General features: G+C 63.0%; 22 protein-coding genes and 1 riboswitch. Of the genes, 11 read left to right on the top strand and 11 right to left on the bottom strand.

Translation table 11 applies throughout. The annotated features are described in order from the left end of the window. The first annotated feature begins 27 nt into the window (after positions 1-27). The gene (locus ATN37_RS28155) at positions 28-417 is read left to right on the top strand and encodes a YccF domain-containing protein (RefSeq protein ID WP_003939919.1); all 390 of its coding nucleotides are present in this window, start codon (positions 28-30) and stop codon (positions 415-417) included. Positions 418-511: 94 nt separating this feature from the next. On the opposite strand, the gene ATN37_RS28150 is transcribed toward ATN37_RS28155, so the two are convergent. Beyond that, positions 512-1,909 carry a YncE family protein gene (locus tag ATN37_RS28150; protein WP_058226123.1) on the bottom strand — a complete coding sequence of 466 codons (1,398 nt, stop codon included), beginning with the start codon at positions 1,907-1,909 and terminating at the stop codon, positions 512-514. Between the two features lie 383 nt (positions 1,910-2,292). Beyond that, positions 2,293-2,513, top strand: a riboswitch (cyclic di-AMP (ydaO/yuaA leader). Between the two features lie 8 nt (positions 2,514-2,521). Here ATN37_RS28150 and ATN37_RS28145 point away from each other — a divergent pair. Further along, a complete protein-coding gene (locus tag ATN37_RS28145) occupies positions 2,522-3,085 on the top strand; it encodes a transglycosylase family protein (protein ID WP_003939675.1) in 564 nt (187 codons plus the stop codon). 83 nt (positions 3,086-3,168) lie between these two features. Here the strand turns inward: ATN37_RS28145 and ATN37_RS28140 are convergent, their stop codons facing one another. Beyond that, the gene (locus ATN37_RS28140) at positions 3,169-3,357 is read right to left on the bottom strand and encodes a hypothetical protein (RefSeq protein ID WP_019744939.1); all 189 of its coding nucleotides are present in this window, start codon (positions 3,355-3,357) and stop codon (positions 3,169-3,171) included. Between the two features lie 60 nt (positions 3,358-3,417). On the opposite strand from ATN37_RS28140, the gene ATN37_RS28135 reads away from it, so the two are divergent. Both ATN37_RS28135 and ATN37_RS32810 read left to right on the top strand, forming a co-directional pair. After that, a complete protein-coding gene (locus ATN37_RS28135; RefSeq protein WP_030535357.1) occupies positions 3,418-5,742 on the top strand; it encodes a helicase-associated domain-containing protein in 2,325 nt (774 codons plus the stop codon). Positions 5,743-5,829: 87 nt separating this feature from the next. Continuing rightward, complete coding sequence (locus tag ATN37_RS32810; protein WP_007733507.1) at positions 5,830-5,955, top strand: hypothetical protein; 126 nt, start codon at positions 5,830-5,832, stop codon at positions 5,953-5,955. Positions 5,956-6,379: 424 nt separating this feature from the next. Here the strand turns inward: ATN37_RS32810 and ATN37_RS28130 are convergent, their stop codons facing one another. Beyond that, positions 6,380-7,030 (bottom strand): TetR/AcrR family transcriptional regulator, encoded by a 651-nt coding sequence (locus ATN37_RS28130; protein ID WP_003940633.1) that lies wholly within the window; start codon positions 7,028-7,030, stop codon positions 6,380-6,382. Between the two features lie 54 nt (positions 7,031-7,084). After that, complete coding sequence (locus tag ATN37_RS28125) at positions 7,085-7,396, bottom strand: hypothetical protein (protein ID WP_003939736.1); 312 nt, start codon at positions 7,394-7,396, stop codon at positions 7,085-7,087. 215 nt (positions 7,397-7,611) lie between these two features. Between ATN37_RS28125 and ATN37_RS28120 the strand changes: the two genes are divergently transcribed. From ATN37_RS28120 to ATN37_RS28100, 5 genes are all read left to right on the top strand, one after another. Then, positions 7,612-8,805 carry an LLM class flavin-dependent oxidoreductase gene (locus ATN37_RS28120; RefSeq protein ID WP_063316055.1) on the top strand — a complete coding sequence of 398 codons (1,194 nt, stop codon included), beginning with the start codon at positions 7,612-7,614 and terminating at the stop codon, positions 8,803-8,805. Next, positions 8,802-9,878 (top strand): alcohol dehydrogenase catalytic domain-containing protein, encoded by a 1,077-nt coding sequence (locus ATN37_RS28115; RefSeq protein WP_058037815.1) that lies wholly within the window; start codon positions 8,802-8,804, stop codon positions 9,876-9,878. Before ATN37_RS28120 ends, ATN37_RS28115 begins: the two co-directional genes overlap by 4 nt. A 180-nt stretch (positions 9,879-10,058) precedes the next feature. Then, entirely contained in the window at positions 10,059-11,717 is a 1,659-nt protein-coding gene (locus ATN37_RS28110) for a DNA repair helicase XPB (protein ID WP_003940219.1), read from the top strand. Between the two features lie 102 nt (positions 11,718-11,819). Then, positions 11,820-13,898 (top strand): hypothetical protein, encoded by a 2,079-nt coding sequence (locus ATN37_RS28105; protein WP_063315902.1) that lies wholly within the window; start codon positions 11,820-11,822, stop codon positions 13,896-13,898. 74 nt (positions 13,899-13,972) lie between these two features. Beyond that, complete coding sequence (locus ATN37_RS28100) at positions 13,973-14,635, top strand: DUF3239 domain-containing protein (RefSeq protein ID WP_007733514.1); 663 nt, start codon at positions 13,973-13,975, stop codon at positions 14,633-14,635. Between the two features lie 9 nt (positions 14,636-14,644). Here ATN37_RS28100 and ATN37_RS28095 read toward each other — a convergent pair whose 3' ends face one another. From ATN37_RS28095 to ATN37_RS28070, 6 genes are read right to left on the bottom strand one after another with little or no spacing between them, the layout of a single operon-like run. Next, positions 14,645-15,631, bottom strand: coding sequence for an LLM class F420-dependent oxidoreductase (locus ATN37_RS28095; RefSeq protein WP_063315901.1), 987 nt, complete (start codon positions 15,629-15,631; stop codon positions 14,645-14,647). 13 nt (positions 15,632-15,644) lie between these two features. Further along, on the bottom strand, positions 15,645-16,877 hold the full coding sequence (locus ATN37_RS28090; RefSeq protein ID WP_218695908.1) for an MFS transporter: 1,233 nt from the start codon (positions 16,875-16,877) through the stop codon (positions 15,645-15,647). Further along, positions 16,874-18,220, bottom strand: a complete 1,347-nt coding sequence (locus ATN37_RS28085; protein WP_218695906.1) for an LLM class flavin-dependent oxidoreductase — start codon at positions 18,218-18,220, stop codon at positions 16,874-16,876. The genes ATN37_RS28090 and ATN37_RS28085 overlap by 4 nt, the downstream gene beginning before the upstream one ends. A 31-nt stretch (positions 18,221-18,251) precedes the next feature. Next, positions 18,252-19,124 (bottom strand): ABC transporter permease, encoded by an 873-nt coding sequence (locus ATN37_RS28080; protein WP_007733521.1) that lies wholly within the window; start codon positions 19,122-19,124, stop codon positions 18,252-18,254. Next, the gene (locus ATN37_RS28075; RefSeq protein WP_063315899.1) at positions 19,117-19,938 is read right to left on the bottom strand and encodes an ABC transporter ATP-binding protein; all 822 of its coding nucleotides are present in this window, start codon (positions 19,936-19,938) and stop codon (positions 19,117-19,119) included. The genes ATN37_RS28080 and ATN37_RS28075 overlap by 8 nt, the downstream gene beginning before the upstream one ends. Beyond that, positions 19,935-21,014, bottom strand: a complete 1,080-nt coding sequence (locus tag ATN37_RS28070; RefSeq protein WP_007733528.1) for an ABC transporter substrate-binding protein — start codon at positions 21,012-21,014, stop codon at positions 19,935-19,937. The genes ATN37_RS28075 and ATN37_RS28070 overlap by 4 nt, the downstream gene beginning before the upstream one ends. Before the next feature lie 277 nt (positions 21,015-21,291). Here ATN37_RS28070 and ATN37_RS28065 point away from each other — a divergent pair, with 277 nt between their 5' ends. Then, positions 21,292-22,254: a sigma-70 family RNA polymerase sigma factor gene (locus ATN37_RS28065; protein ID WP_063315898.1), complete on the top strand. Its 963-nt coding sequence runs from the start codon at positions 21,292-21,294 to the stop codon at positions 22,252-22,254. Here ATN37_RS28065 and ATN37_RS28060 read toward each other — a convergent pair. Next, positions 22,230-23,951, bottom strand: coding sequence for an FUSC family protein (locus ATN37_RS28060; RefSeq protein WP_218695904.1), 1,722 nt, complete (start codon positions 23,949-23,951; stop codon positions 22,230-22,232). The two genes, ATN37_RS28065 and ATN37_RS28060, sit on opposite strands and share 25 nt — an antisense overlap. A gap of 187 nt (positions 23,952-24,138) precedes the next feature. Between ATN37_RS28060 and ATN37_RS28055 the strand changes: the two genes are divergently transcribed. Beyond that, entirely contained in the window at positions 24,139-25,317 is a 1,179-nt protein-coding gene (locus ATN37_RS28055; RefSeq protein WP_054781686.1) for an acyl-CoA dehydrogenase family protein, read from the top strand. Positions 25,318-25,319: the final 2 nt, after the last annotated feature.

Here is a 25,319-nt window from a genome sequence, read left to right as displayed (position 1 = left end):
CCGCCTCCAACCGAAAGGTCACTGACCATGAGAATCCTCCTGAACGTGATCTGGCTGGTCTTCGGCGGCTTCTGGCTGGCGTTGGGTTACTTCGCCGCAGGCATCATCTGCTGCATCCTCATCATCACGATTCCCTTCGGAATCGCGGCATTCCGCATCGGCATCTACGCACTGTGGCCGTTCGGTAAGACCGTCGTCGACAAGCCGACCGCTGGTGTCGGTTCGATGATCGGCAATGTCATCTGGGTGATCATCGCCGGTATCTGGTTGGCGATCGGACACATCGTCACCGCCGTCGCGATGGCGATCACGATCATCGGAATTCCGCTCGCGGTCGCGAACCTGAAGATGATTCCGATCTCGCTGATGCCGCTCGGCAAGGAGATCGTCGACGTGGACCGGGTGAATTACGCATAGTCGTGGACCGCGTCGATTACGCATAGCGGGCCCGCGGACCGAAGAACCCGACCACAGCAGTTGCTGTGGTCGGGTTCTCTGGTATCAGGTCGTATCAGCGGCCGAGGCTACCGAGTCCGGGGAGGTTACCGAGCGAACCGGTACCCGTTCCCGGGTTGCCCGGATCGACGGGGCCGACCGGCCCCTCGGAGACCACGATGGTCACGCTCGAAGCACGCGAAAGCACGCTCTTCGCAGTGACCTCGACGGTGACGCTGCCGACAGCGGTGGGGGTACCCGAGATGGTGCCGTCCTGTGCGAGGGACAGTCCGCCGGGCAGAGTGCCACTGGTGAGTGCAAAGGTTGCGCGCGCATCGGCGGCAGTGAGCTTCTGCGAATACGCCTTACCTACCTGAGCGGCAGGCAATTCGACGGTCGCGGGTAGCGGGTACGCAGCAACGACTGTCACCTTGCCCCCGTTGGTCGTCGACGCGATGGCGCCGGTCGAGGTGTCGAGCGCGAGGTTTTTGACCTTCTCCAGTGCCGGAACCTTGGTATCGGTCAGAGCGGTGGTGGCGCGGGTCGTCAGATCGACCGACCACAGGTGTCCGTTCATGACGTCCGCGACATATGCAATGCCTGCCGCAGCGTCGACGACCACGCCGTTGGGAATCGCGGTCGGAGACAGCGTGGTCTTCGACAGAACCGCGCCGGCCGGGGTGATCGCCCACAGGTTGGTTGCCCGGGTGTCGGTCATGTAGATGTTGCCGGTGTTCGTGTCGACATCGACGTCGACCGGGTAGAGGTTGTCGGCACGCACGATCGACTTGAGTGCTCCGCCCTTGCGTACGTCCGCCTGCCACAGCGTGCGGCCGTAATTCTCGTCGAAGAAGTTGGTGTCCGCGATGTAGAGGAAGCCGCGGACACTGTCGAAGGCGAGCTTGGTCGGCGTTGCCGACTTGTGGACCAGAATGCTCGACACGGCGTCGGCGGCGTTGGGGTCGACGACTCGGATGTTGCCGGACTTGTAGTCCGAGAAGTACGCGCGGTGTGTTGTGGGATCGACGACGACATCGTTGATCTGCGGACGCGAGCCGTCGGGGTTCTTCTCGCTCAGCGTGACCGTCTTTTCGACCTTCCCGGTCTTCGTGTCGACAATCGAGATCGCGCCGCCGTAGGAGGAGGACACGTATGCGCGTCCGAGGCCTGAGTCGACGGCAAGTGCCGACGGGTAACCGACGACGCCGTCGATGGTGCCGACGGACTTGCCGGTGTTCGTGTCGACGACGGACAACGAGCTGGTCGGTCCGCCGTACTGCGTGATGTATCCGCGGTGGGTTGCCGAGTCGACGACGATGTCGCCGGGCTGGGTTGCGGAATAGCTTCCGACAACACCGTGTGTCGGATCCTCGGGTGAGGCGTGTGCAGCGGGAGCAGTGACGGCCAGGCCGACAGCAGCAGCGGCGACGGCGAGTGATGCGGTGACCGCACGCCGACGGTATTGCAGTTTCATGAGGGGTGCCCTACTTCTTTGGAAGACTCTGCGAAACCTGCCCAATCGAGGCAAGTCAGGCAAACCTAACCTAAGTTTCGATCTCGATGTTGAGACACGGGCCACACCTTGGGCCCGGATCGACACACCTCTCAATCGCCCGAAATTGTATTTCCACATAACGTGTGACCTTGCTCACATTACGGATGGATAACGGAACGGACACAACCGGACATTCACTCGGGCACCCCCACCTACCTGGGAAGAGTCTCCTGCGCTTTGTGTGACGCGTTGTACGGCTTTCGCCACGCCGCGTTATCAAATGGTGACACGAGCGACTCGAGCCGTTACCGTCGTTTTCGGCCGGGAAACTCGGCCACCTCCGGCCCGCCGCGCCAAGCCTTGTCCCGCGGGTACCGGACTTCCGACAGAGCATTCCAGGGACGAGGACGGGGGACCCAAAGTCCTCTGTGAGAACAGAAAAGTTCTCCAGTGGACACCGGTTCGATCGCAAGACCGAATCTTGGGGTGAAGCCAGACCCTTTCCAGCCAGGAAAGGCGAGGCCGGGCGACCTCTCAGCCCGAACCCGACAGCTGACCTCGCAGGCGCGTGTGGAGAGGATTTCGACCATCATGAGCGGACGCCATCGCAAGCCCACCACCACCGGCCGCACTGTCGCCAAGGTCGCCGTCACCGGCGCCATCATGGGCGTAGCAGGAATTGCAGCCACCGGAACCGCAAACGCTGCCCCCGACTCCGACTGGGATCGTCTCGCCCAGTGTGAGGCCGGCGGAAACTGGGCCATCAACACAGGCAACGGTTACCAGGGCGGACTGCAGTTCTCCCCCAGCACGTGGAACGCACACGGCGGCGGACAGTACGCAGCCACCGCAAACCAGGCCACTCGCGAGCAGCAGATCGTTGTTGCCGAGCGTGTTCTCGCAAACCAGGGTTGGGGCGCATGGCCGTCCTGCTCCTCCAGCCTCGGGCTGAGCAGCGGCGCCACCGAGCGTTCCGCTCCGGCCACGACGGCTCCTCAGGCAGCTCCGGCTCCGGCGCAGCAGGTCGCACAGACCGTTGCACACCCGGTCGCCGACGCCATCGATCAGGCAATCGCATTCGCCGAGGCCAACGGTATCCCGGTCGACCCGCAGATCCTCGCAGTCGCCGACACCGCGAAGTCGTTCCTCAAGTAACACCGGCAAGACTGTCCGCTCGGACGCTCGAACATCAAGAAGGCCCGCACCGATTCGGTGCGGGCCTTCTTCGTGTCGAGTTGTTATCGGTTGATGACGGTGTGCGGGTGTACGTAAGGAAGTGACTCCACCGGAACCGGAAAGGTGGTGTCCTCGCCGAAGGGTGAAAGTCCACCTGCGCGGGTCGATGACAATTCGGTCACTGCGTGATCTCCGTCTGCAGTTTCCGGCCATCCTGGATCTACATAGTGTTGCTTCGAATTGTTGGCCACGAAGTCATTTTGACAGGACGCCGTTACGCCGTACAGACCAGGTCTCTAATCTGATACCTGATGACCGAAACACGTGGCACCCCGGCGGGCAGTTCCGCAGCCGAAAGTCTGACCGATTGGCTCTCGGCGCGCAGTGACGCCGAGTTGACGGAGTTGCTGCGTCTGCGCCCCGATCTGGCCGTACCGCCGCCGAGCACGATGGTGGTTCTCAGCGGTCGGGCACAGCAACGCGCGTCGGTCAGCCGAGCCGCGGACGAACTCGACACCCTCGATTTCGGTCTTCTCGAATTGTTGGCACTGGCCGGCGCCGAGGAAACTCCGATGACGCGGGCGGAGCTCAACAGTGCGATCGCCGAACGCGCCCTGACCGGCAAGGGCAAGGTCACCAAGAAGGCCGTCGACAAGTCTCTGTCGAAGATGCGCGCGTCCGCCCTCATCTGGGGTGTCGATCCCATCAGCGTCGTCCCGGCAGTCATCGGGATGATTCCGTGGCGTGTGGGGCGCGCCCTCGAACCTGCCGAGGCGATGACCGAGACCGAGATCTCGGCTGCGCTCAACGCTCTGGACACCCGCGAGCGGGATCTCCTCGAGACACTCGCCAACTCCAGCCCGATCGGTCGCACCCGCGACGCTGCCCCCGGAACGCCGCCTGAGCGCCCGGTTCAACGACTGCTGGCGGCCGGCCTGCTGCGGTGGCTCGACGAGCAGACCGTCGAGCTTCCGGCGACGGTTCGTCAGGTCATCCGCGGCGAGCCGGTTTTCGATCCGACGACGCTGACCGCACCTGTCATCGGGGGCGACAAACTCAAGCCGGCGGACGTGAACGCCGCAGCAGCCGGCGAGGCGCTCGAGTTGGTACGCCAATGCGAGAACGTGATCGCTGTTCTGGGCGCAGCGCCGGCCCCCGCACTGCGAGCCGGTGGGCTCGGTGTTCGAGAACTACGACGCGTGGCCAAGACGGCCGATCTCGACGAAGCGCGCGTGAGCCTACTTGTCGAGTTGCTCTCGGCAGCCGGACTCATCGCCAGTGGAACACCAGACCCGGCGCCGGTCTCGGACAACGCGGACGAATACTGGACGCCCACGCTTGCGGTCGACGGCTGGCTGAACGCATCCACAGCGCGACGGTGGGAGGTCCTGGCGTCCGCCTGGGTCGACGTACCTCGAGTCCCGTGGATGATCGGGCTGCGCGATTCCACCGACAAGCCGATCGCGGCGTTGTCCGAGGAGGGCCGCGCTCCGGCGGCTCCGCGAGATCGTCAGGCCATTCTGGGGCTGCTCTCCGAACTCGACAGCGGCCAGACCGCGTCGGCCGTCGAGGTAAGTCGGCTGCTGGCGTGGCGACGCCCGCGATGGAGCGGGCGCCTGCGGACGTTCGCGATCGAGCGGACTCTGGACGAGGCCGCTGCTCTCGGGCTGGTGGCCCGCGGCGCGTTGTCGTCACCTGGACGAGCCTTGCTGCACGGCGGGGACGCCGAAGCCGAAATGCAGTCCGCGCTACCCGAGCCCATCGACTACATCCTGGTCCAGGCGGATCTGACTCTGGTTGCGCCCGGCCCGCTGGTACCGGACCTGCTCGAGCAGGTGAGCCTGGTCGCAGACATCGAGTCGGCCGGATCGGCGTCCATGTACCGCATCAGCGAGGACAGCGTGCGTCGTGCGCTCGACGCCGGTCTGACGGCCACCGAACTGCATGCGATGTTCGCTTCGAAATCGAAGACTCCTGTCCCCCAATCACTTTCGTATTTGATCGACGATGTCGCCCGTCGACACGGACGACTGCGTGCCGGAGTGGCGGCGTCGTTCATTCGATGTGAGGACGCGTCACTGCTGGCGGAGGTCCTCGCATCCGCAGTGGCCGAGCCGTTGGCACTGCGCGCCTTGGCTCCCACCGTCGCGATTTCGCAGGCCCCTCTCCGCGAAGTCCTGACCGAGCTGCGAGCCGCCGGATTCGCGCCGGCAGGTGAGGACTCCTCGGGCACGTTGGTCGATCTCCGCCCACGTGGGGCACGTGTACCCAACCGTCGCAGCCGACCGGCGTCGAGGATGCCGGCGAGCCCGTCGGCGGATCAGCTGGCGTCGTTGGTCCGCACGATGCGGGCCGGAGACCGTGCTTCCGCCCCCGGCCGCGGCGGAGTGCGAACGGACGGTTCACGGGAGAACAACGCCGCCACCATCGCCTTGCTGGCCACGGCGGCCCGAGACAATTCGAGCGTCAACATCGGCTACGTCGACGCCCAGGGGGTCGCGACGCATCGCATCGTCGACCCCGTCAGCGTTGGCGGCGGACAGCTGGACGCCTTCGACCCCGCGAGCGGCGCGGTTCGCCGTTTCACGTTGCACCGAATTACTTCCGTCAGCCCCGTCGACTCCGGAAAAAAGTAGCAAAAAAGAAGCAACTGGCTTTTTTCTGTAAATGAAGTATGGTCGAGGTCAGTTTGTGATTGCCACTTCGAAAAATGAGGAGCGACAATGGCTGACAAGGCGCCGGGTAAGAACATGAAGAAACCCGCCCAGTCGATCAAGGAACGCCGCGCGGAGAAGCGGGCGAAAACTGCGGAGTCTTCCGAGTTCATCCGTAAGCGGAAGCGGAGCTGACAGCAAAGTCCAGAGAAGACGAGCTGATTGCGAAGCTGACCAATGCCTGCCTCCACCGACACCCTCGTGCACCTGCACGAAACGTTCAACCTGTTCAAGTCACGTAATCGAGGAACTGACGCACGCTCGCGAGGGTACGCAGCGGGCATGACCCTCGCTTCACTCTGCGTCCTCGACGAACACGCTCGGCAATCCGGAATACTTCTATCGGATTTACCGCAGAAAGAGAATCAACCATCGTGAAAAGAACAATCCATACCCTGGACCGCATTCAAACGAGACTCGAATCGGAGCTTGATTCCACTCCGGGTGATTCCGAAAAGAATATCGGTTACCGGTCCGGAATTTCCGAAGCTATTACTCATGTAATGGAAATGCGGAAGTCAGTGGTCGCGCAGAAATAGGAGACGCATCGATTAGGCGCTCACCCCAATAACTGCCGCACACCACCCACCAGAAAGACGACCTGGTCCTCGTAGAAGTCGGCAAGCCGCTCCGGCGCGAGCGGCTTGCCACTTCCGCTCCAATCGTCCGCCCGGCTCAACGCCTGGAGGAAGCCCATCAAGGCAATCGCCCAGCGAGTCTCGAGCCGTTCGGGATCGGTAGCAGGAAAAGTACGACGGACCTGGTCGAGAAGATGTTCACGCAGGTGCAGCTCGGTCGCCTCGAGGGCTGGATGGCCCGGTCGTGACATCTGCGGCTGCGAGATCTGCGTGACGATTCTGATCCATCGCATTCCCCGCGTGCGATGGCGAAGGAGCAATGCCTTGTAGGGCGCAGTGACGGCCCGTACCAGCGCCTCGACCGTCGGCGGCGTCTTGTCGGCGGAGAGGGCGTCGACGTTCGCGCTGATCTGATCTCGCACCGACGTTCCCATGTCCAACAGCACCGCTGCGACCAGATCGTCCTTGGTTCCGAAATGGTAGTGGACCGATGACGGCCCGAGACCGGCCGCGGCGTTGACCGAGCGCAGCGAAACTGCATCCAATCCCTCTGTCGCGAAAAGCCTTTCAGCAGTTTTGAGCAAACGCAGACGCGTCGCGTCGCCTTGACGGTTCTGCCGGGAGTCGGTCATACGAACGAGCTTCGCACGGGCTCGACAAACGTCTCAACCGTGGCGAACGCGGAGTCAGAGTGATTCACGGTGTGCTCGCACCCTGTTGTCGCGATCCACCCAGCCGTGGGCGCGTGCGTAGTCCACCATCGCGGAGAACTTCTGTCTCCACTCGGTGTTTCCGATCCGGGCAGCGACGGCTTGCTCCAAGTGGCCGATGTCGAGCCAGACGTGATCCCCCTCGAGTTCCCCCCACGGTTCCAGTACCCGACTCAGAGTCTCGGATCGATCGTCGCCGCCAACGACGACCGAGAGACTGGTGAAGTCGTCGACACTGTTCAGTTCGACGGTCGAGGAGTCGGGGGTGATTGTGACGTCCAGTTGCATACCTCTTCAATACTCCTTCGGAAAGTACTTGGTTCAGTCGATCGACTCGCAACAACGATATCCGACGTCATTGCACCAGATAACGTTGAACTACAGGTGATTACAAATCTCCCACTGTGCGGGAGGCTCAACTTATTGGATCAGTTGATCCATGTTAGACATCTCGATCAGAGCGAGTGATCCAAATCACTCCCCTGTCGACAGGAGTTGTCATCGTGTGGTCCGCATCGTCCATCCGCTTCGGAGCCTTCCTCGCCCCGTACCATCCGCTCGACGCCGATCCCGCCCTGCAACTCAGACGCGATATCGACCTCATGACACACCTGGACCACCTCGGATTCGAAGAAGCGTGGATGGGTGAGCATCATTCGACCGGCGCCGAGATCGTGCCTGCCCCGGACATGTTCATCGCGGCCGCCGCAGAGCGAACCGAGCGCATCCAGTTCGGCACAGGCGTGACGTCTCTGCCCTATCACCACCCGTTGATCACGGCCGACCGCATCACTCAGCTCGATCTGCAGACGCGCGGACGACTCATCTTCGGCACCGGCCCGGGCAAGATCCCCCTCGATGCGCACATGATGGGCATCAACCCGTCGGACCAGCGTCGTCGCCAGGGCGAAGCGCTCGAGGCCATTCTCGCGTTGCTTCGCGGCGAGGTCGTCAACATGGAAACCGACTGGTTCACGTTGCGTGACGCACGTGCGCAACTGCCCACCTACCGTGCGGACGGCATCGAGACCGTGACAGCGTCGACGATTTCCCCCAACGGTTCGGTGCTCGCCGGCAAGAACGGCCTCTCCCTGCTCTCACTCGCGGCGAGTTCACCCAGCGGCTTCGACGCACTGGATCGCAACTGGGATGTGTACGAGAAGGTCTCGGCCGAGCACGGCCACCACGCCGACCGAGCGACGTGGCGTGTGGTCACTCCGATGTTCATCGCCGAGACCCGAGCCGAGGCCGAGCGCGCCGTGAGCCGGCGGATCGGATCGATGGCTTCTTACGTGAATCGACAGACCGGCCAGAACCCGGCCTGGGCAGATACACCTGCCGGAATCATCGATCAGTGGCGAAACGACACGCTCGGCGAGTTCGGTCAGGCGATCATCGGTACCCCCGAAGATGCGATCGCACAGATCGAGCGTCTGATCGAGAAGACGGGAGGGTTCGGCACGTTCTTGATCCTTCACGTCGACATGGCGAGCTGGGAGGACACCAAACGCAGCTACGAATTGTTCGCCTCCGAGGTGGTCCCGCACTTCCGGAAGCGAAATGTCGGGCGTCAGGCGAGCATGCAGTTCGCCGAGGACAATCGCGAATACCTGATCGGCGGGCTGGTCGGAGCGATCACCAAAGCCCATACCGACTACTACGGCCGGCCGGCCGAGACGGGAGCCGTGCGCGCATGAGGGCCGTCCGTTTCCAGCAGGGAGAATTCGCGGTCACCGAGATCGCCGACCCGCCGCCGTTGGCACCCCATCAGATCCGCATCGACGTCGTCGCCTGCGGGATCTGCGGCAGCGACCTGAGCATGTCGAAGGACCCGTGCCGATTCGTCGAGGTCGCGCACGACGGGGGCTACCCGCTCGCCACCTTCGATCCGGACGCGCCAGTGGTGCTGGGGCACGAATACGCGGGTATCGTCTCCGAGACCGGTTCTGCAGTAGACGATTTCGCGATCGGCGATCGGGTGGCCGGCATCGGCTTGGCCACCGACACCGCTACCGGGATCCCGACGATCATCGGCTACTCGAACGAGTACCACGGCGCGTTCGGCGATCACATAGTCGTCGACGCGTTCTGGGTCCGCAAAGTTCCCGACCACCTGTCACTCGAGCACGCCACACTTGCCGAACCTCTCCACGTCGGCGAGATGCATCTCCAACAGTCCGGCCTCACCTCGGCCGATTCGGCGCTCGTCATCGGTTGCGGAACGATCGGACTGGGCGCCATCGTCGCCGCGAAAGCGCGCGGAGCGCAGATCGTCATCGCGTCGGAGCCCTCCCCCAAACGACGCGAGCTCGCCGCGAAGATGGGCGCGGACATCGTTGTCGATCCGGCCGAGCAGGATCCGATCGAACTGTGGAATCGAATGATCGCCGAAGGCAACCAGCTTGTCGGCCAGGCCGCGAACGGAGTTCTGATCGCCTACGAATGCAGCGGTCGGGCGGGAGTCATCGGAGAACTGATGCACACTCTGCCGTTCAACTCGCGGATTCAGGTTCTGGCTGCGCCGTTCGGCGACGAGACGATCATTCCCGTCGTCGGGCAGTTCCGGAGGATCTCGATCAACTTCGGTCACGGTCCTTACGAGAATGCCTACGACATCACCCTGCAGAGGCTCACCGACGGCGAGATCGACGCCGAAGCGATCATCACCGGCAGGGTCGGTCTGGATGGAGTCTCGGACGCTTTCGCAGCTCTGCGCGCACCCGACGAACACGTGAAGATCCTCGTACTACCCGCGGGCCTCCCGGAATAGCGGTCGATCCTGCCCTGTTGACGTAGGGGTGCTCGCACTCGGGCACCTCTACTTCGGGCTGTGCGAGCGTCGCCTGTTGGCGTCTGCGCCCCGATACCAGGACAATGGCAGGGTTGGCGTCAGCCGACAACGCGGCGCAACGCTCTGTGGCTGCCGCGTTTGCTTCACTAGGAGGATTCCGTGACCGACGGACCGTTGATCGTCCAATCCGACAAGACGCTGCTGTTGGAGGTCGACCACGAGCGCGCCGGCGATGCCAGGCAGGCAATCGCCCCCTTCGCGGAACTCGAACGGGCCCCCGAACACGTCCACACGTATCGCATCACTCCCCTGGCCTTGTGGAATGCCCGCGCCGCCGGACACGACGCCGAGCAGGTTGTCGACGCGCTCGTGTCGTACTCACGATTCGCGGTTCCACAACCGCTGCTGGTCGACATCGTCGACACGATGGCCAGGTACGGACGCTTACAGCTGGTCAAGAGCCCGGTGCACGGCCTCATCCTGGTCAGCCTCGACCGCGCAGTCCTCACCGAGGTGATGCGACACAAGAAGATCTCGCCGATGCTCGGTGAGAAGGTCGACGACGACACCGTGATCGTCCACCCGAGCGAACGCGGCCGCCTCAAGCAGATGCTGCTCAAGGTGGGCTGGCCGGCCGAGGACCTCGCCGGCTACGTGGACGGCGAAGCGCACCCGATCGATCTCGCTTTCGAAGAGGGCCACTGGGAACTGCGCGACTACCAGCAGATGGCAGCGGATTCGTTCTGGGCCGGCGGCTCGGGCGTCGTCGTGCTGCCGTGTGGCGCCGGCAAGACGATGGTGGGCGCCGCAGCGATGGCAAAGGCCAAGGCCACCACCCTCATCCTCGTCACCAATACCGTTGCCGGTCGTCAGTGGAAGCGTGAGTTGATCGCGCGTACATCGTTGACCGAGGAAGAAATCGGCGAATACTCCGGCGAGCGCAAGGAGATTCGGCCGGTCACGATCGCGACCTACCAGGTGATCACACGTCGCACGAAGGGCGAGTACAAGCACCTCGAACTTTTCGACTCCCGCGACTGGGGACTGGTGATCTACGACGAGGTCCACTTGCTGCCCGCGCCCGTCTTCCGGATGACGGCAGATCTGCAGTCGCGCCGCCGTCTCGGCCTGACCGCAACGCTGGTTCGTGAGGACGGCCGCGAAGGCGACGTCTTCTCGCTCATCGGCCCCAAGCGCTACGACGCTCCGTGGAAGGACATCGAAGCGCAGGGCTGGATCGCGCCGGCCGACTGCGTCGAGGTGCGAGTGACGATGACGGACGCCGAGCGCATGTCCTATGCCGTCGCCGAACCGGAGGAGCGCTACAAACTGTGCTCGACGGCTCACACGAAAATTGCGGTCGTGAAGTCGATCCTGGCCAAGCACCCCGATTCTCCGACTTTGGTGATCGGTGCGTATCTCGATCAGCTCGACGAACTCGGCGAAGCCCTGAACGCCCCGGTGATCAAGGGATCCACCAAGAACAAGGAACGCGAGATCCTCTTCGATCAGTTCCGTAACGGTGAGATCCAGACGCTGGTGGTGAGTAAGGTCGCGAACTTCTCGATCGACCTTCCGGAGGCGTCTGTCGCCGTGCAGGTTTCGGGAACCTTCGGGTCGAGACAGGAAGAAGCGCAGCGACTCGGACGCCTACTGCGACCCAAGCACGACGGCGGTCAGGCTCACTTCTATTCGGTGGTCTCGCGCGACACTCTCGATGCGGAGTATGCGGCACATCGTCAGCGATTCCTCGCCGAACAGGGCTACGCCTACCGGATCACCGACGCCGATGACCTGCTCGGACCTGCAATCGGCTGAGCATTTCTGCAACACGTTGCAGAATCAAATGGACATACGTCCAGTTATCTGTAGAGTGTCCCCTGTCACAGTCGTGTCCATCGGCCGGGGGTCACCTGCACCATGCGCTCAGTTCCACGTCTACGGGGTCGGCTCGCCGGGACCATTTCGCTGCTGACTGCCGCCGTCGTCGTCGCCGCGACCGGCGTCAGTGCGGCCGCTCCGAGTCCTGCTCCCACCACGCAGAACTCGGTGTACGCACTTGCGAACGGTTGCTTCGCACTTCGTACGGAGTCCGGCGATTTCGTCCGTCGTGACGGGTCGGCGTACCTCACCGACGTAACGAAAGCCGCAGACGCCGAACCGTTCCGACTACATGCGGCCCAGTTGGGTCGATTCATGCTGTACGGCCCGGACGGGTCGATGCTCTCGCACGACGGCGCAGACTCGGTGCTCGCCACTTCCGAAGCAACTCCGTCCACCGACTGGACCGTGATGTCCACTGGCGAGTCCTTCGTTCTGACAGCGACCTCGAACGGCCGACAACTGATCTCGCGAGATTTGATGCTCACGATGTCCGATCCCGGTGACGTTCCCGACTCTGCGTTCACGCTGATCCCGCGCGACGGCTGCGCCGACTTCCCCGAAGCGGAGTTGGGCGCAAACGGCGTTCCGGGAGAAATCGGACCGAACGGTGAAGTCACCGGATTCATCGACACACACGTGCACATGAATGCTTCCGAGTTCATGGGCGGAAACCTGCACTGCGGCCGACCTTTCGATCCTCAGGGCGTCACCGCAGCGCTCGTCGACTGCCCGGACCATCAACCCGACGGGATACCGGCGCTCCTCGAAAACGTTCTGTCGTACGGCAATCCCTTCGAAACTCACGACACCACCGGCTGGCCGAGTTTCACCGACTGGCCGGCGCACGATTCACTGACACACGAGCAGACGTACTACAAGTGGGTCGAGCGGGCCTGGCGTGGCGGTCTGCGAATCTTCACCAACCTCTTTGTCGCCAACCGTGTCCTGTGCGAGCTGTATCCGAGTAAACGAAATCCCTGTGACGAGATGGAGACCGTCCGGATCCAGGCGCAGCAGACACGCGAACTCCAGGACTACATCGACGCCCAGTACGGCGGTCCCGGCCGGGGTTGGTTCCGCATCGTGAGCTCCCCTGAACAGGCCAGGCAGGTGGCCGCCGACGGAAAGCTGGCCGTCACCCTCGGGGTGGAGGTGTCCGAACCCTTCGGTTGCTCTGTGCGCAACGGTATTCCGCAGTGCACCGAGGACGACATCGACCGCGGCCTGGACGAGTTGTACGACCTCGGTGTCCGGCAGATGATCGTCACGCACAAGTTCGACAACGCCCTCGGCGGTGCCCGTTTCGACGGCGGCGTCACCGGAGTGGCCGTCAACATCGGCAACTACCTGGGCACCGGGGAGTTCTGGCAGTCGGAACCATGCACCGGCGTTGCCGAGGACAATGTGCTGCCCACCAAGGTCGACGGCGCACAGAATCTTCTCGCGGTACTCCCACCCGGAGTGACGCTTCCGGTGTACCCCTCTGGTCCGCAATGCAATTCGCACGGCCTGACCGACCTCGGCGCGTACACGATCCGAGGTTTGATGGACCGAGGGATGATCGTGGACATCGATCACATGAGCGTCAAGACCGCCGAAGCGGCTCTCGATATTCTCGAAGCTGCGAACTACTCCGGCGTCGTTTCCAGTCACAGCTGGAGCGACCCGAGCCTGTACAAGCGGATCTACGCACTCGGCGGATTTGTCGCCCTGTACGCCGGACAACTCGACGCATCGGACGAAAAGCCCGAAGAGCGTGGGTTCATCGACCAGTGGCGGGACGCACGGGCGATGCGAAGCGAGAACTACTACTTCGGTTTCGGCTACGGCGCCGACACCAACGGCTTCGGGCCGCAGGCCGCACCGCGCGGCGACGCCGCAGAAAATCCGCTGCAATATCCGTACACCGCCTTCGACGGCACGGTCATGGACCAGCAGCGCGCCGGCACCCGGGTTTTCGACGTGAACACCGACGGCGTGGCGCAGTACGGGATGATTCCCGACTGGATCGCGGACATGCGCATCGCTGCGGGAGCCGACGGCGACACCATCATCGAGGACATGAGCCGCGGCGCCGAGGCTTACCTGCAGATGTGGGAGCGCGCGCGAAACTAGCTACGCTGGTGGACGGTCCCCGGGCGATCGGGGGCCGGTCCTAGATCGTCCGGCACCACCCGAAGGAATTTTTCGTGGCTGACTTCCAGTTCACCGTCGACAAGGCTCATGCCAAGTCGGTCAACGACACACTGGCCGATGTACGCCGCCTGCAGATTTCTGCGGTGATCTTCGCGATCGTCCTCGCCGCGGTCGGGGCCTGGTTGATCAGCATGGGCGAGGTGTGGTCCATCATCATCGGCGCAGTCCTCGCCATCGGTGCGGCCAGTTCCCTGTGGGTTGCCGTGTGGGCACCTCGCAAGGTGGGAAGCGTCGAATCTCTGTATGCGGACAACCCACTGGTTCCCGCGATCGTCACCGAGGTTCACCCTCGAGCGGCGACCTTGACGGCATTGATCGACATCGCGAAGCCTGCGGCCGGAGCACCGCAGTACGCGCTCGTCAGCCGCAACGTTCGACTCAATCCGAAGTGGCGAGTCGGCGACCGCATTCCGTCGGTCGCACTGCGTTCGGATCGTTCCACCCGCAGCAAGGCTGACACGTGGCAGATGGTCAGTCCCATGCCGATCGAGTGGGGGACCAAGGACTCGGCAGTGCTGGCACGCGCGATCGCTGCTGTCAGTGCGAGCGAGTGGAACTTCCTGCAGAGCCGGATTCCCGATTCCGAAGAAGTTCGCACCCACCCCGATCGCCGGGTTCTGATCAACCCGGCCGATCTTCCTGACTCGCTGCGCTAGCCCCAACGGTTACGCGAGCGCGGGCAGCACTTCCTTCTCGAACATCTCGATTCCCGACGTGTCGTACGCGGCCTCGGGGAAGTAGAAGATTCCGTACTCGAGTCCCTGCGCCGCGAGCGCCGACAGGTTCTCGATGATCTGCTCGGGCGTACCCACGGCAGGCATTCCGCGGAACGCATCGAGCGACGCATCGGCGGCAGCTTCGCCGACCAACGGCGTCAGTCGGGCCTTCAGTGTCTCCAACCGCTGAGCCACCTCGGATTCCGTCGCGCCGATGGCCACGTTGTAGTTGGCCGAACGGACGATGGCGTCGAAATCGCTACCGACGGTGTCGCAGTGCTTCTTCAGGATTTCGGACTTGTGCGCGAAGCCGGCCGGGGTGCCGTCGAAGTTCGTGTACTGCGCGTACTTGGCCGCGATCTTGAGTGTGACCTTCTCGCCGCCACCGGCAACCCAGATGGGAATTCCGCCCTCTTGCAACGGAAGTGGACGGCACAGCGCTCCGTCGACCTGGTAGTACTTGCCGTCGAGCGTCGAGCTGCCGGTCGACCACGCCTGCTGCATGATCTGGATTCCTTCGTCGAGGCGGCCCAGACGCTCACCGGCAGAGGGGAAACCGTAGCCGTACGCACGCCACTCCTGCTCGTACCAACCGCCGCCGATGCCCATCTCGACGCGTCCACCCGTGATGAGATCGGTGGTCGCGGCGACCTTGGCGAGGTACGCCGGGTTTCGGTAACTCATGGCGGTACACATCTGGCCCAGTCGGATACGCGAGGTCGACGCACCGAGTGCGGCCATCAACGTCCACGCCTCGTGAGTCGCTTCTTCCGTCGGCTGGGGAACGGTGTGGAAGTGGTCGTAGACCCACACCGACTCCCACGGCCCTGCCTCCGCGCGCAGCGTGAAGTCTCGCATCACCTCCCACTGCTTCGCGGGGTCGATGCCGACCAGGTCCAGACGCCAGCCTTGAGGTACGAACAGTCCGAATCGCATGTAGCGAGCCTACCTACAGTTTCCCGACGCGCGACCGGGGTGACACCCGCGGAGAGTAGACCGGAATGAAGCGGAACATCATCGCCGCGCCGGCGAACGACGTCGCGCCCAGAGCGGCGAATGCCCACCCGAGTGGGAGCACCGCGGCGAGTAGACCGATCGCGAGCGGCCCACCGAACATGCCGGTGTCGTGAGTCAATCGCCATGCAGCGAGGAACTCGGCGCGTTCTTCGGGCGGGGCGATATCGGCACCGAGGGTCATGATCACGCCGTTGCCCAGCCCGTTGCCGATCCCCATCACGACAGCGACCACGGTCAATCCCACTGCACCCGTCGAGAACGGCAACAGTAGGTACGACACACCGATCACCGTCAGCGAAGGCACCGCGACCAGCCTGCGGCCGTATCGGTCCATGATGTGTCCGGCCGGGTACGAGCACAGCAAGTCCACGGCCGCACCGATACCGAAGATCACACTCACCTGGGCTGCATCCAATCCGAGGTGCAATGCCCACAATGGAAGAACGGCCTCACGCGAAGCGCGGGCGGCGCCCATCATAAGGGAGCCTGTCCCGAGCGTCGACAGAGCGGCACGATGACGGCGAAGGATCTCCGGGAGCGTGACGTGTCCGTGATCGCTGTTGCCTGCCTGCACCTTTCGTGGCGGGTCGGGAACGCGGGCCATCAGCGCCCCGGCGAGCACGACGCCCACCAACTGGACAAGGAATCCTCCGCGCGCTCCCACCAGGAGAATCACGCCGGCCCCGATGAGCGGTCCCAGGAAGAAACCCAACCGCCACATCGCAGCGAACGACGACATTGCTCGGGCCCGTAGACCGAGTGGCACGGTCTCGGCGAGGTAGCTCTGCCGCGCAAGGCCCCACACCGCATTCGCCAATCCGGTCAACAGTGCGCCGATACCGAGCATCCACGGAGTCTGTGCAAGGAGACAGATCACCACTCCTGTTGCACCCAAGGAACTTCCGCCGATGATCGACCTGCGCTCACCGAAACGCGACACGATCCTGCCGGCGGGGAGGTCACCGAGTACGGCGCCCAAACCACCGAGTGCAACGATCAGGCCGGCGACGGCAACCGAGGCACCCAGGTCGCGCGCGGTGACGGCCATGATGGGGGCAGCCGCACCCTGACCGATCCCGAAGATGGCCGCCGGTACGAAAACCGTTGTGACCAGTGGCTTGAGACCGGCAATCGCCGGCTGTTCCTTAGGCAGTGTTTCCGTCACGCGCTCACTTCTGCCGCGTCAGCGGCCCGCGAGAACCGATTCGCCGGACGATCGAGGCCGTAGTGACCCCGCAGGGTGGATTCCGTGTATTCGGTCCGGAAGAGCCCACGCGCCTGCAGAATCGGCACGACCCGGTCGACGAACACCTCGAGCCCTCCGGGCAGATAGGGCGGCATGATGTTGAAGCCGTCCGCGGCGCCCTTGTCGAACCATTCGGTCAACTCGTCCGCGACCTGCTCCGGTGTCCCGGCAAATGTCCGATGCCCACGGCCACCGCCGAGTTTGCCGATCAGTTCACGGACGGTGAGGTTTTCGCTCTCCGCAAGGTCTTTGACGAGCTGGTATCGACTCTTGTTTCCTTGGATGCGATCGATGTCCGGCAACGGAGGCAACGGGGCATCCAGCGAATGCTCGGTGAGGTCGACGCCCACCATGTTCGAGAGTTGGCGCAGCGAGTACTCAGGTGAGATGAGATCCGTGAACGACTGCTCCTGTGCCTTGGCTTCTTCTTCCGTATCCGCGATGAAGGGAACGATGCCTGGCAGCACCTTGATCTCGTCGGGACTACGCCCGTACTTGATCAGCCGCGCTTTGAGGTCGGTGTAGAAATCCTGCCCCTGCTCGAGTGTTCGTTGAGCGGTGAACACGGCCTCGGCATACTTCGCCGCGAAGTCCTTACCGCTCTCGGAGGAACCGGCTTGCACGAGCAACGGACGTCCCTGTGGAGACCTCGGCGAATTGAGCGGGCCAGCCACCGTGAATCGTTGACCGTCATGGTCGATGCGATGGACACGATCAGGATCGGCGAAGATTCCGGTCTCTTCGTCCAGGACAACTGCCCCCTCTTCCCAGCTGTCCCAGAGTCCGAGCGTCACGTCGAGAAACTCCTCGGCGCGCTCGTAACGACCGCTGTGCGTCGGTACCGCATCGAGGCCGAAGTTCGCGGCCTCGTCGGCGCCGGCCGACGTCACGATGTTCCACCCGCCTCGTCCGCCACTGATGTGATCGAGGGAAGCGAACTTCCTTGCGAGAGTGTATGGATCGCTGTAACTGGTCGACGCGGTTGCAATCAGCCCCACCTTGTCGGTGGCCGCCGCGATCGCCGACAGCAAGGTGACGGGTTCGAAGATCGCCTGGGTGTTGTACTTGACCCGCGGGCCGACTGCTAGACCGTCGGCGAAGAACACCGAGTCCAGCTTTCCACGCTCGGCGATTCTCCCCACTTCCTGGAAGTGCTTGACGTCCAGGAGGTTGGCCGCATTTGTGCGTGGGTGGCGCCACGCCGCCTCATGATGGCCGACGCCCATCAGGAAGGCGTTCAGATGAAATTGTCGTTCGGACATGAGTTCGCAGAATCTTTCCGTGAATGTGTGGTCAGGTGGTGACGCGCCAGCGCGAGAGCCGACGTTCGATCAGGACCAGAATCGCGTTGATTGTCAGACCCAACAACGAGATCGCGACGATGCCCGCGTACATGTTCGGGATCTGGAAGTTGAGTTGTGAAGCGGTGATCAGATACCCGAGACCGGCTTTGGCCCCGACCATTTCGGCGGCGATCAGCACGAGAATCGACGACGCGGCTGCCATGCGGATACCCGTGAAGATCGTGGGAACAGCGGCGGGCAGAACCACCTTCTGGAACAGCCGAATCGAGGAGAACCCCAGCGAGGCAGCGGACTTGATCAGCAGGGGGTCCACTGTTCGCACACCGGAGATCGTGTTGAGCAGAATCGGGAAGGTGCAGGCGTAGATCACCAGGGCGATCTTCGATTCCTCACCGATTCCGAGAATCAGCACGAAGACGGGAAGCAGAGCCAAGGCTGCTGTGTTGCGGAACAATTCGAGAATCGGGTTGAGGAAGTCGGAGACCGGGCGGTACCAGGCGATCGCGATTCCCAACGGAATCGCGATCGCGATGGCCACGAAGAATCCGGTCAGCGCACGCGTCAGACTGGCCGAAACATGCTCTTGCAATTGTCCGTTCTCGGCGAGAGTGAAGAATGCGGACACAACTTCGGTGAAGGGCGGGAGGAAGACCTTGTCCACCAGCCCGAGCCGAGGTGCCGCTTCCCAGATCCCGAGGAAGATCGCGATCGCAATCGACGGCTTGGCAATCCGCCAGGCGGTGGAACGAATGTAGCGCGCCGCCTTGCCGCCGGCCTGGCTCCGCTGCGCAATGTCAGGTGTTTTGTCGGCCAACGGTTTCGGGGTGGCGACCACCTCCGGCGTCGCCAATGCGCTAGACATGTGCAACCTCCTTGGCAGGATCGAGTTCGCCGGCCCGAGCGCGCTCGACTTCACCGTGCAGCAGCGTCCAGATCCGGTGCCGGAACACTCGGAACTCCTCACCTGATCGCACGTCGTCGCCGGACCGGTCGATGTCGATGTCGACGATCGTCTTGACTCGCCCCGGCCGCGAAGTCAGTACTGCAACACGTTGCCCGAGGTAGATGGCCTCGTCGATTCCGTGGGTGATGAACAAGATGGTCTTGCCGGTGGCCTTCCAGATGCGCAGAAGCTCGTCCTGCAGCGACTCTCGCGTCTGTGCGTCCAGCGCAGCAAATGGTTCGTCCATCAGCAACACTTCGGGGTCGAATGCCAGGCTGCGGGCGATCGCGACTCGCTGCTTCATTCCACCGGACAACTCGTGCGGATAGCGATCCGCGAAACCTTGCAGACCGACCAGTTCGAGGTAATGCTCGGCGAGCTCGCGTCGCTCGTTCTTCTTCACGCCCTTCGCTTCGAGTCCGAACTCGATGTTGTGACGTGCAGTTCGCCATGGAAGTAGCGCGTATTGCTGGAAGACGATTCCCCGATCCAAGCCTGGGCCCGTGATCTGCTTGCCGTCCAGAAGGATTCGACCGGAAGTGGGCGAACTGAGTCCTCCGAGGAGGTCCAGCAGAGTCGACTTGCCGCAACCACTCGGCCCGACGAGGACCAGGAACTCCCCCGGCGCCACGTCGATGTTGATGTCCTCGACCGCGGTGAAAACTTCGTCGGTCCCACGAATGTCGAACTGTTTGGTGACGTGCTCGAGCCGTAGTTTCGGTTCTGTGCTCATTTTGCTGCCTCCAGTGCCTGTCCGTCAGCGCCGCTGTCGGGTGAATACGTTCCGTTGGCGTACGGGTTGAATTCGTTGGTGTAGATGTCCGACGGCTTCAACTTTCCTTCTTCGAGTTCGCCGTTACGGGTGAGCCAGTCGATCCACGTGCTGATCTCGGTATCGGTGATCGTTCCGCCGGGGCCGGCGACTCCTGGGCTCTTCCAGTAGCTGATGAGCTTGGTGTCCTCGTTGCGTCCGCGGCTGTTGATGATCGACGTCAGCTTCGCGACCACTTCTTCTCGTGGGTGTGTCTGCGTCCAGCGGATGGCCCTCGCTGTTCCCTGCACGAAATCGGCGACCGCCTCCTTGTTCTGCGCGATGTAGTCGTCACGGAACACCAACGTGCCGTAGGTGAACGAGCCGAACAACGATTCGTCCGTGAACAGCTCGCGAAGGCCACCACGTTCGAGCGCGGAGTCACGGAAGACCGAGCCGAGGGTGGCGACGTCGATCTGTCCCTGCCGCAAAGCTTGTTCCGTGTTGACCGGCGGAACCACGATCAGTTCCACCTGCTTGATCTCGTCCGGTGTAAGCCCCTCCCGCGCAAGCCATTCACGCACGACGAACTCGTGGTGCGCACCGAGGGTGTTCATCCCGACCTTCTTGCCGATCAGGTCCTTCGCCGATTTGATCGGACTGTCGTCGAGAACGTAGTACCCGTTGAAGCTCTCCTTGTCGGAGCCGTAGTACCCGATGACCGAGGTGATCGGTGAACCCGCGGAAGCCAACTTCACCACCGCCCCGTTGAACGCTCCGCCGAACTCGGTTTGACCGGTCGCTGCGTTCTGAATGCTCTGAGGGCCGCTGGTCGTATCGCCGATCCAGTTGAGCTCCACGTCGTTGAAGTAGCCGAGGTCAGCGGCCAGTTCGGGGTAGATGACCTGTCCGGTGCTGCCCTCGTACCGCAGGACGGTCTTGCCGTCGGCGGTCTTGACCACTTCGTCGGAGGAGCCCGAGCAGGCAACGGCAAAACTGGACAGAGTGACAAGAGCGACGACCGCGGCTACCGAGCGCGCGAAACGAGGGCGAATCATGAAGTTGCTTCCTGTAGAAGATGATTGGTTCAGTTCTCGGCTACACCTGTCCGGAGCGCCGTGTGCGGCGCTCGGCACAGGCAGGTGTGGGGAATGTCAGTTCAACGACAACAGTTGAGCGACATGAGCGGGAAAGACCGAAACACGTGAGACTCCAATGAATGTGCAGACAGGATCGAGCCGTGAGCAGTGCCGAAACCATACGTCGGCACCCACTACCTGGGTCAACGGTTACATTCATGCCGGATTTAATGTGTGAGGTCCGTATCATGAGGGCATGCTTTCGCCGACGACTGCGCAGGACTTCGAGCAACACCGTGGCCACCTGACGTCGGTGGCCTACCGTCTCACCGGAAGTTTCAGCGACGCTCAGGATGCGGTGCAGGAGGCATGGATACGCTTGCAAGTCGCACAATCGAGACAAGGAAGCGACCTCGAGATCCGCGAGCTGCGCGGATGGCTCACCACTGTTGTCGGTCGGATCTGCCTCGATCATCTCAAATCGGCCGCGGTCAGAAGAGAAAGCTATGTCGGACAGTGGCTTCCGGAGCCGATCGTCACGCCCGTCGACGCCACCTCGGGCACACCCTCAGCGACACCCGATCCGCTGGAGTACGTCGTGACGCAGGAACAGAATCGTCTTGCTGCCCTCGTCGTCCTGGACACCCTTACTCCCGCTCAACGCGTTGCCTTCGTCCTGCATGACGGCTTCGACGTGCCCTTCGCCGAGGTTGCGCGCATCCTCGACATCGAAGTAGCCACTGCCCGTCAGTTGGCCTCGCGGGCCCGTAAAGCCGCAGCGTCGGCGCCGGTCCCGGTCAGTAGCGAGGAGCATGCTGCTGCCGTCGAGCGATTGGTGACGGCTATCGCGAGTGGAGATCTGAACGCCGTGATAGGTGCACTCGATCCCGATGCCGTCCTGATCGGTGACGCAGGCGGAACTACCCGCACGGCTGTCAACATTGTGCGCGGCAGCGATCGTGTCGCGCGGTTCTATCTGGGATTGGCCCGCAAGTACGGACCGGCAGCGGTGTTCTCGATGTCACCGGTTCTCGTCAACGGACAGCTCGGCGGTGTATTCGCCGGCTCACCGGGGGACGACCAGTACCCGCAGTTCGCCGCTCGCGTTGCCGGCTTCACTGTCCGCGACGGAGTTGTGTGCGCAGCCTACGACATTGCGAATCCAGCCAAGTTCAGCGCTGTGCCGATGCTCGATCACACCGAACCCGAACGCAAGTAGCGAGACTCCCATTCCTCGAGGTGTGATCTGGACACCTGCGTGCCGAACCACAGTCGGTGCAGTACATCCGATCCCAGATGATGCAATTCGGTGTGCGTCCTCCACTGCTGCGACGCCCACTCGGGTTCGTTGTGGGCGGCGTCGATCCCGGCCATCGCGCTACCTCGCAGTTCGAAGTCCAGGTCCCGACGAAGCTCCGAAAGCTCCGACCAATTCGCCTGTGGTGCATAGTGCCTCGCGCGAATTTCGGTCAGCAGCTTGAACAGGACGCTACCCGCCCGCTCGTCGACCCAGATCAGAGTGCGTCGATGCGCACCGCGCCCCACCGTCCACAGGACCACCAACGCCACGACGACGCCGATTGCCGTCTCGAGCATGCGGCTGAGGATCAGATGTCGGACGGTCCCGTGCGCACCACCGGCCGCGCCGAGGAGAATCGCGAGGGCGGTGATGAAGATGACGGCTATCCCGTAATTCCGCACCAGGAACAGCTCGATCCCCGCCATCAGGACTGCAAGTACCGCCACCAACCACAGACCGGTCGGACTCCAGGAGTAGATGGCACCCAACAGAATCAACCCGAGGACGGTCCCACCGATGCGGTGGATTCCGCGATAGGTGCCCAGTATTCGATCCGGTCCTTGATGAAGGACCATCGCCGCGGCGATCACCGCCCAGTCCGGGCGATCGATGCCGAGCAGGACGGTGAGGGTTCCCGCCGCCATACAGGCAATGGACAGCCGAAGTGCCGTCACCGACGCTCGGCTGGACCGATTGCAGGCGCGGAGGAACCGATATCGGATCGTCGGGTCGGGCAGAGGCGGGTGAGCACCGACGTCGTCGACGTCGAACGCGGGGTCGGCCATGAGTTCCGGATCGTGGTCGTCGGAGATCGCCCTGGCCATCGAGATCTGCGCTCGTTCGAGTTCACGGGTCAACGGGTGGTCTTTCCCGACGATTGCGCCGCGGTAGAGGCACTGCCACGCGTCGTGCAGCCGAAGTGCTGCAGCGTGGCGTTTGTCTCGCGTGAGTTCGGGTGGGGCGTACCTCGCCTGAGCGTCCGTGTACTCCGCAACGGCCGAGACGGCTGCCTGTACAGCGCTGCGTTCGACAGCTCTCGGTGCCCACAGGATTCCCGTCATCGAGACGACCACCGCGCTGATCCCACCGATTGCCGTCCACATCGCGACCTCGACCGGCGGCTGACCGGGAGTGGCGATCACGGAACTGATCTCGGTGGTGAGCAACAGAAAGAACGCGCCCGGTGGACCCAATCGAAGCGCGTCGACGGTGAAGGCGCAGGTCGACACCACGACGGCCATGATCAGCACGACAAAGACGAGCAGCACCGTCGGCGCTCCCTCGGCGATGGCTCGGTGGACGGGCTCACCCACCGATGCCCCGACGAAGGACAGGATCGTCAGCGCCGTCGCAGCGATACCGACTGCCTTCCACCTGCTCCGGTACGGACGACCCTCACCGTAGATCGATGCAAATGCACCGAGGCCGACCAGGAGCGAAGCAGACCCGAATCCGAGCAGTGTGGCGATGGCCGCCGGAATCGCCAGGGCGAGGGCGACGCGAACCGCTCCGGGGTACCGGTTTCCCACCGGCGGCAATCCGAACAGGACGCTGCGCGCCGGCCGCGGAGCCGGGAGGTTGGACTCGTGACCCGCTGATGTTTCTTCGGGGTCCACTGCCCATCCTTCGCGCCGGCCTGTTCGTGTCTGTGTCGTCCCATTCTTGCGGGCGGCCGACGTGGAATTCGAGGCGGGTCCGGAGGTCGATTCGACCACCCCTTTATTGACACTATGTCAACAGTGTGGATGATAGGTGGAGTCGGATCCGCTCGCGGGTCGCACTTCATCGATCGGGAGAATCACGATGACGCAAGGATCTACCGCAACCCGGACCGCAGAACGACGGTCCCCGTGGATGGACGACGAATTGGAGGCCGTGGCCGACCTGGCAAGGAACTTCTTCGCCAAACACGTCACACCGCATCAGAAACGCTTCGCGTCCCAAGGTTTTCCCGACAAATCCGCATATCGAGAACTCGGGGCGCTCGGGCTCGCCGGCATGTCGATCCCCACCGAGTACGGCGGCGGAGGAGGAACTTTCGCGCACGACGCCGTGCTGTTCCACGAGCAGGTCATGGCGGGTGATCATTCACTCCAACTCGGCGTGCACTCGGGAATCGTGCCGCACTACCTCAATGCCTACGCCGATCACGAGCACAAACTGCGCTGGCTACCGAAGCTGGTGAGTGGCGAGTGGGTGGGCGCAATCGCCATGACCGAGCCCGGCACCGGATCCGACTTGCAGAACATCACCACCCGAGCCGTCCGCGACGGTGACGACTATCTGATCAGCGGCGCAAAGACCTTCATCTCCAACGGTCGCAATTGTGATCTGGTGATCATTGCCGCCAAGACCGATCCCAGCCTCGGAGCGCGTGGAGTGTCGCTCATCGTGGCCGAGGTCGATGACAACACACCGGGTTTCGAGCGCGGGCGAATACTCGAGAAGGTCGGACAGAAGGGCCAGGACACCACCGAGCTGTTCTTCGACCGCTTGCGGGTGCCTGCAACAAACCTGCTCGGGGACCGCGAAGGCACAGGGTTTGCCCAGCTGATGCAGCAGCTACTGCCTGAACGATTGATCTGCGGAGTTGCAGCCACTGCGGCAATGGAGCGTGCAGTCGCCCTCACCGTCGAGTACACCAAATCCCGAAACATGTTCGGGCAAACGCTCTTCGATCTGCAGAACACGCGCTTCGAACTTGCCGAGTGCGCGTCCATCGCTCGTATCTCACGAACGTTCATCGACGACTGCATCGTCAAATACCTTGCCGGGCAGCTCGATGCGACTACCGCCGCGATGGCCAAGTACTGGCTCACCGATCAGCAGTGCGCCGTGATCGACCGCTGCGTGCAACTACACGGCGGGTACGGCTACATACTCGAATATCCCATCGCTCAGATGTATGCCGACGCTCGTATTCAGCGAATCTACGCCGGATCGAACGAAGTCATGAAGGACCTCGTGGCGAGATCACTCTGAGC

The organism is Rhodococcus sp. MH15, from assembly GCF_019266045.1.
Taxonomy (GTDB): Bacteria; Actinomycetota; Actinomycetes; order Mycobacteriales; family Mycobacteriaceae; genus Rhodococcus_F; species Rhodococcus_F qingshengii.
Note: the sequence above shows the minus strand (reverse complement) of the source record. Positions and strands in the feature narration are given on the sequence as shown.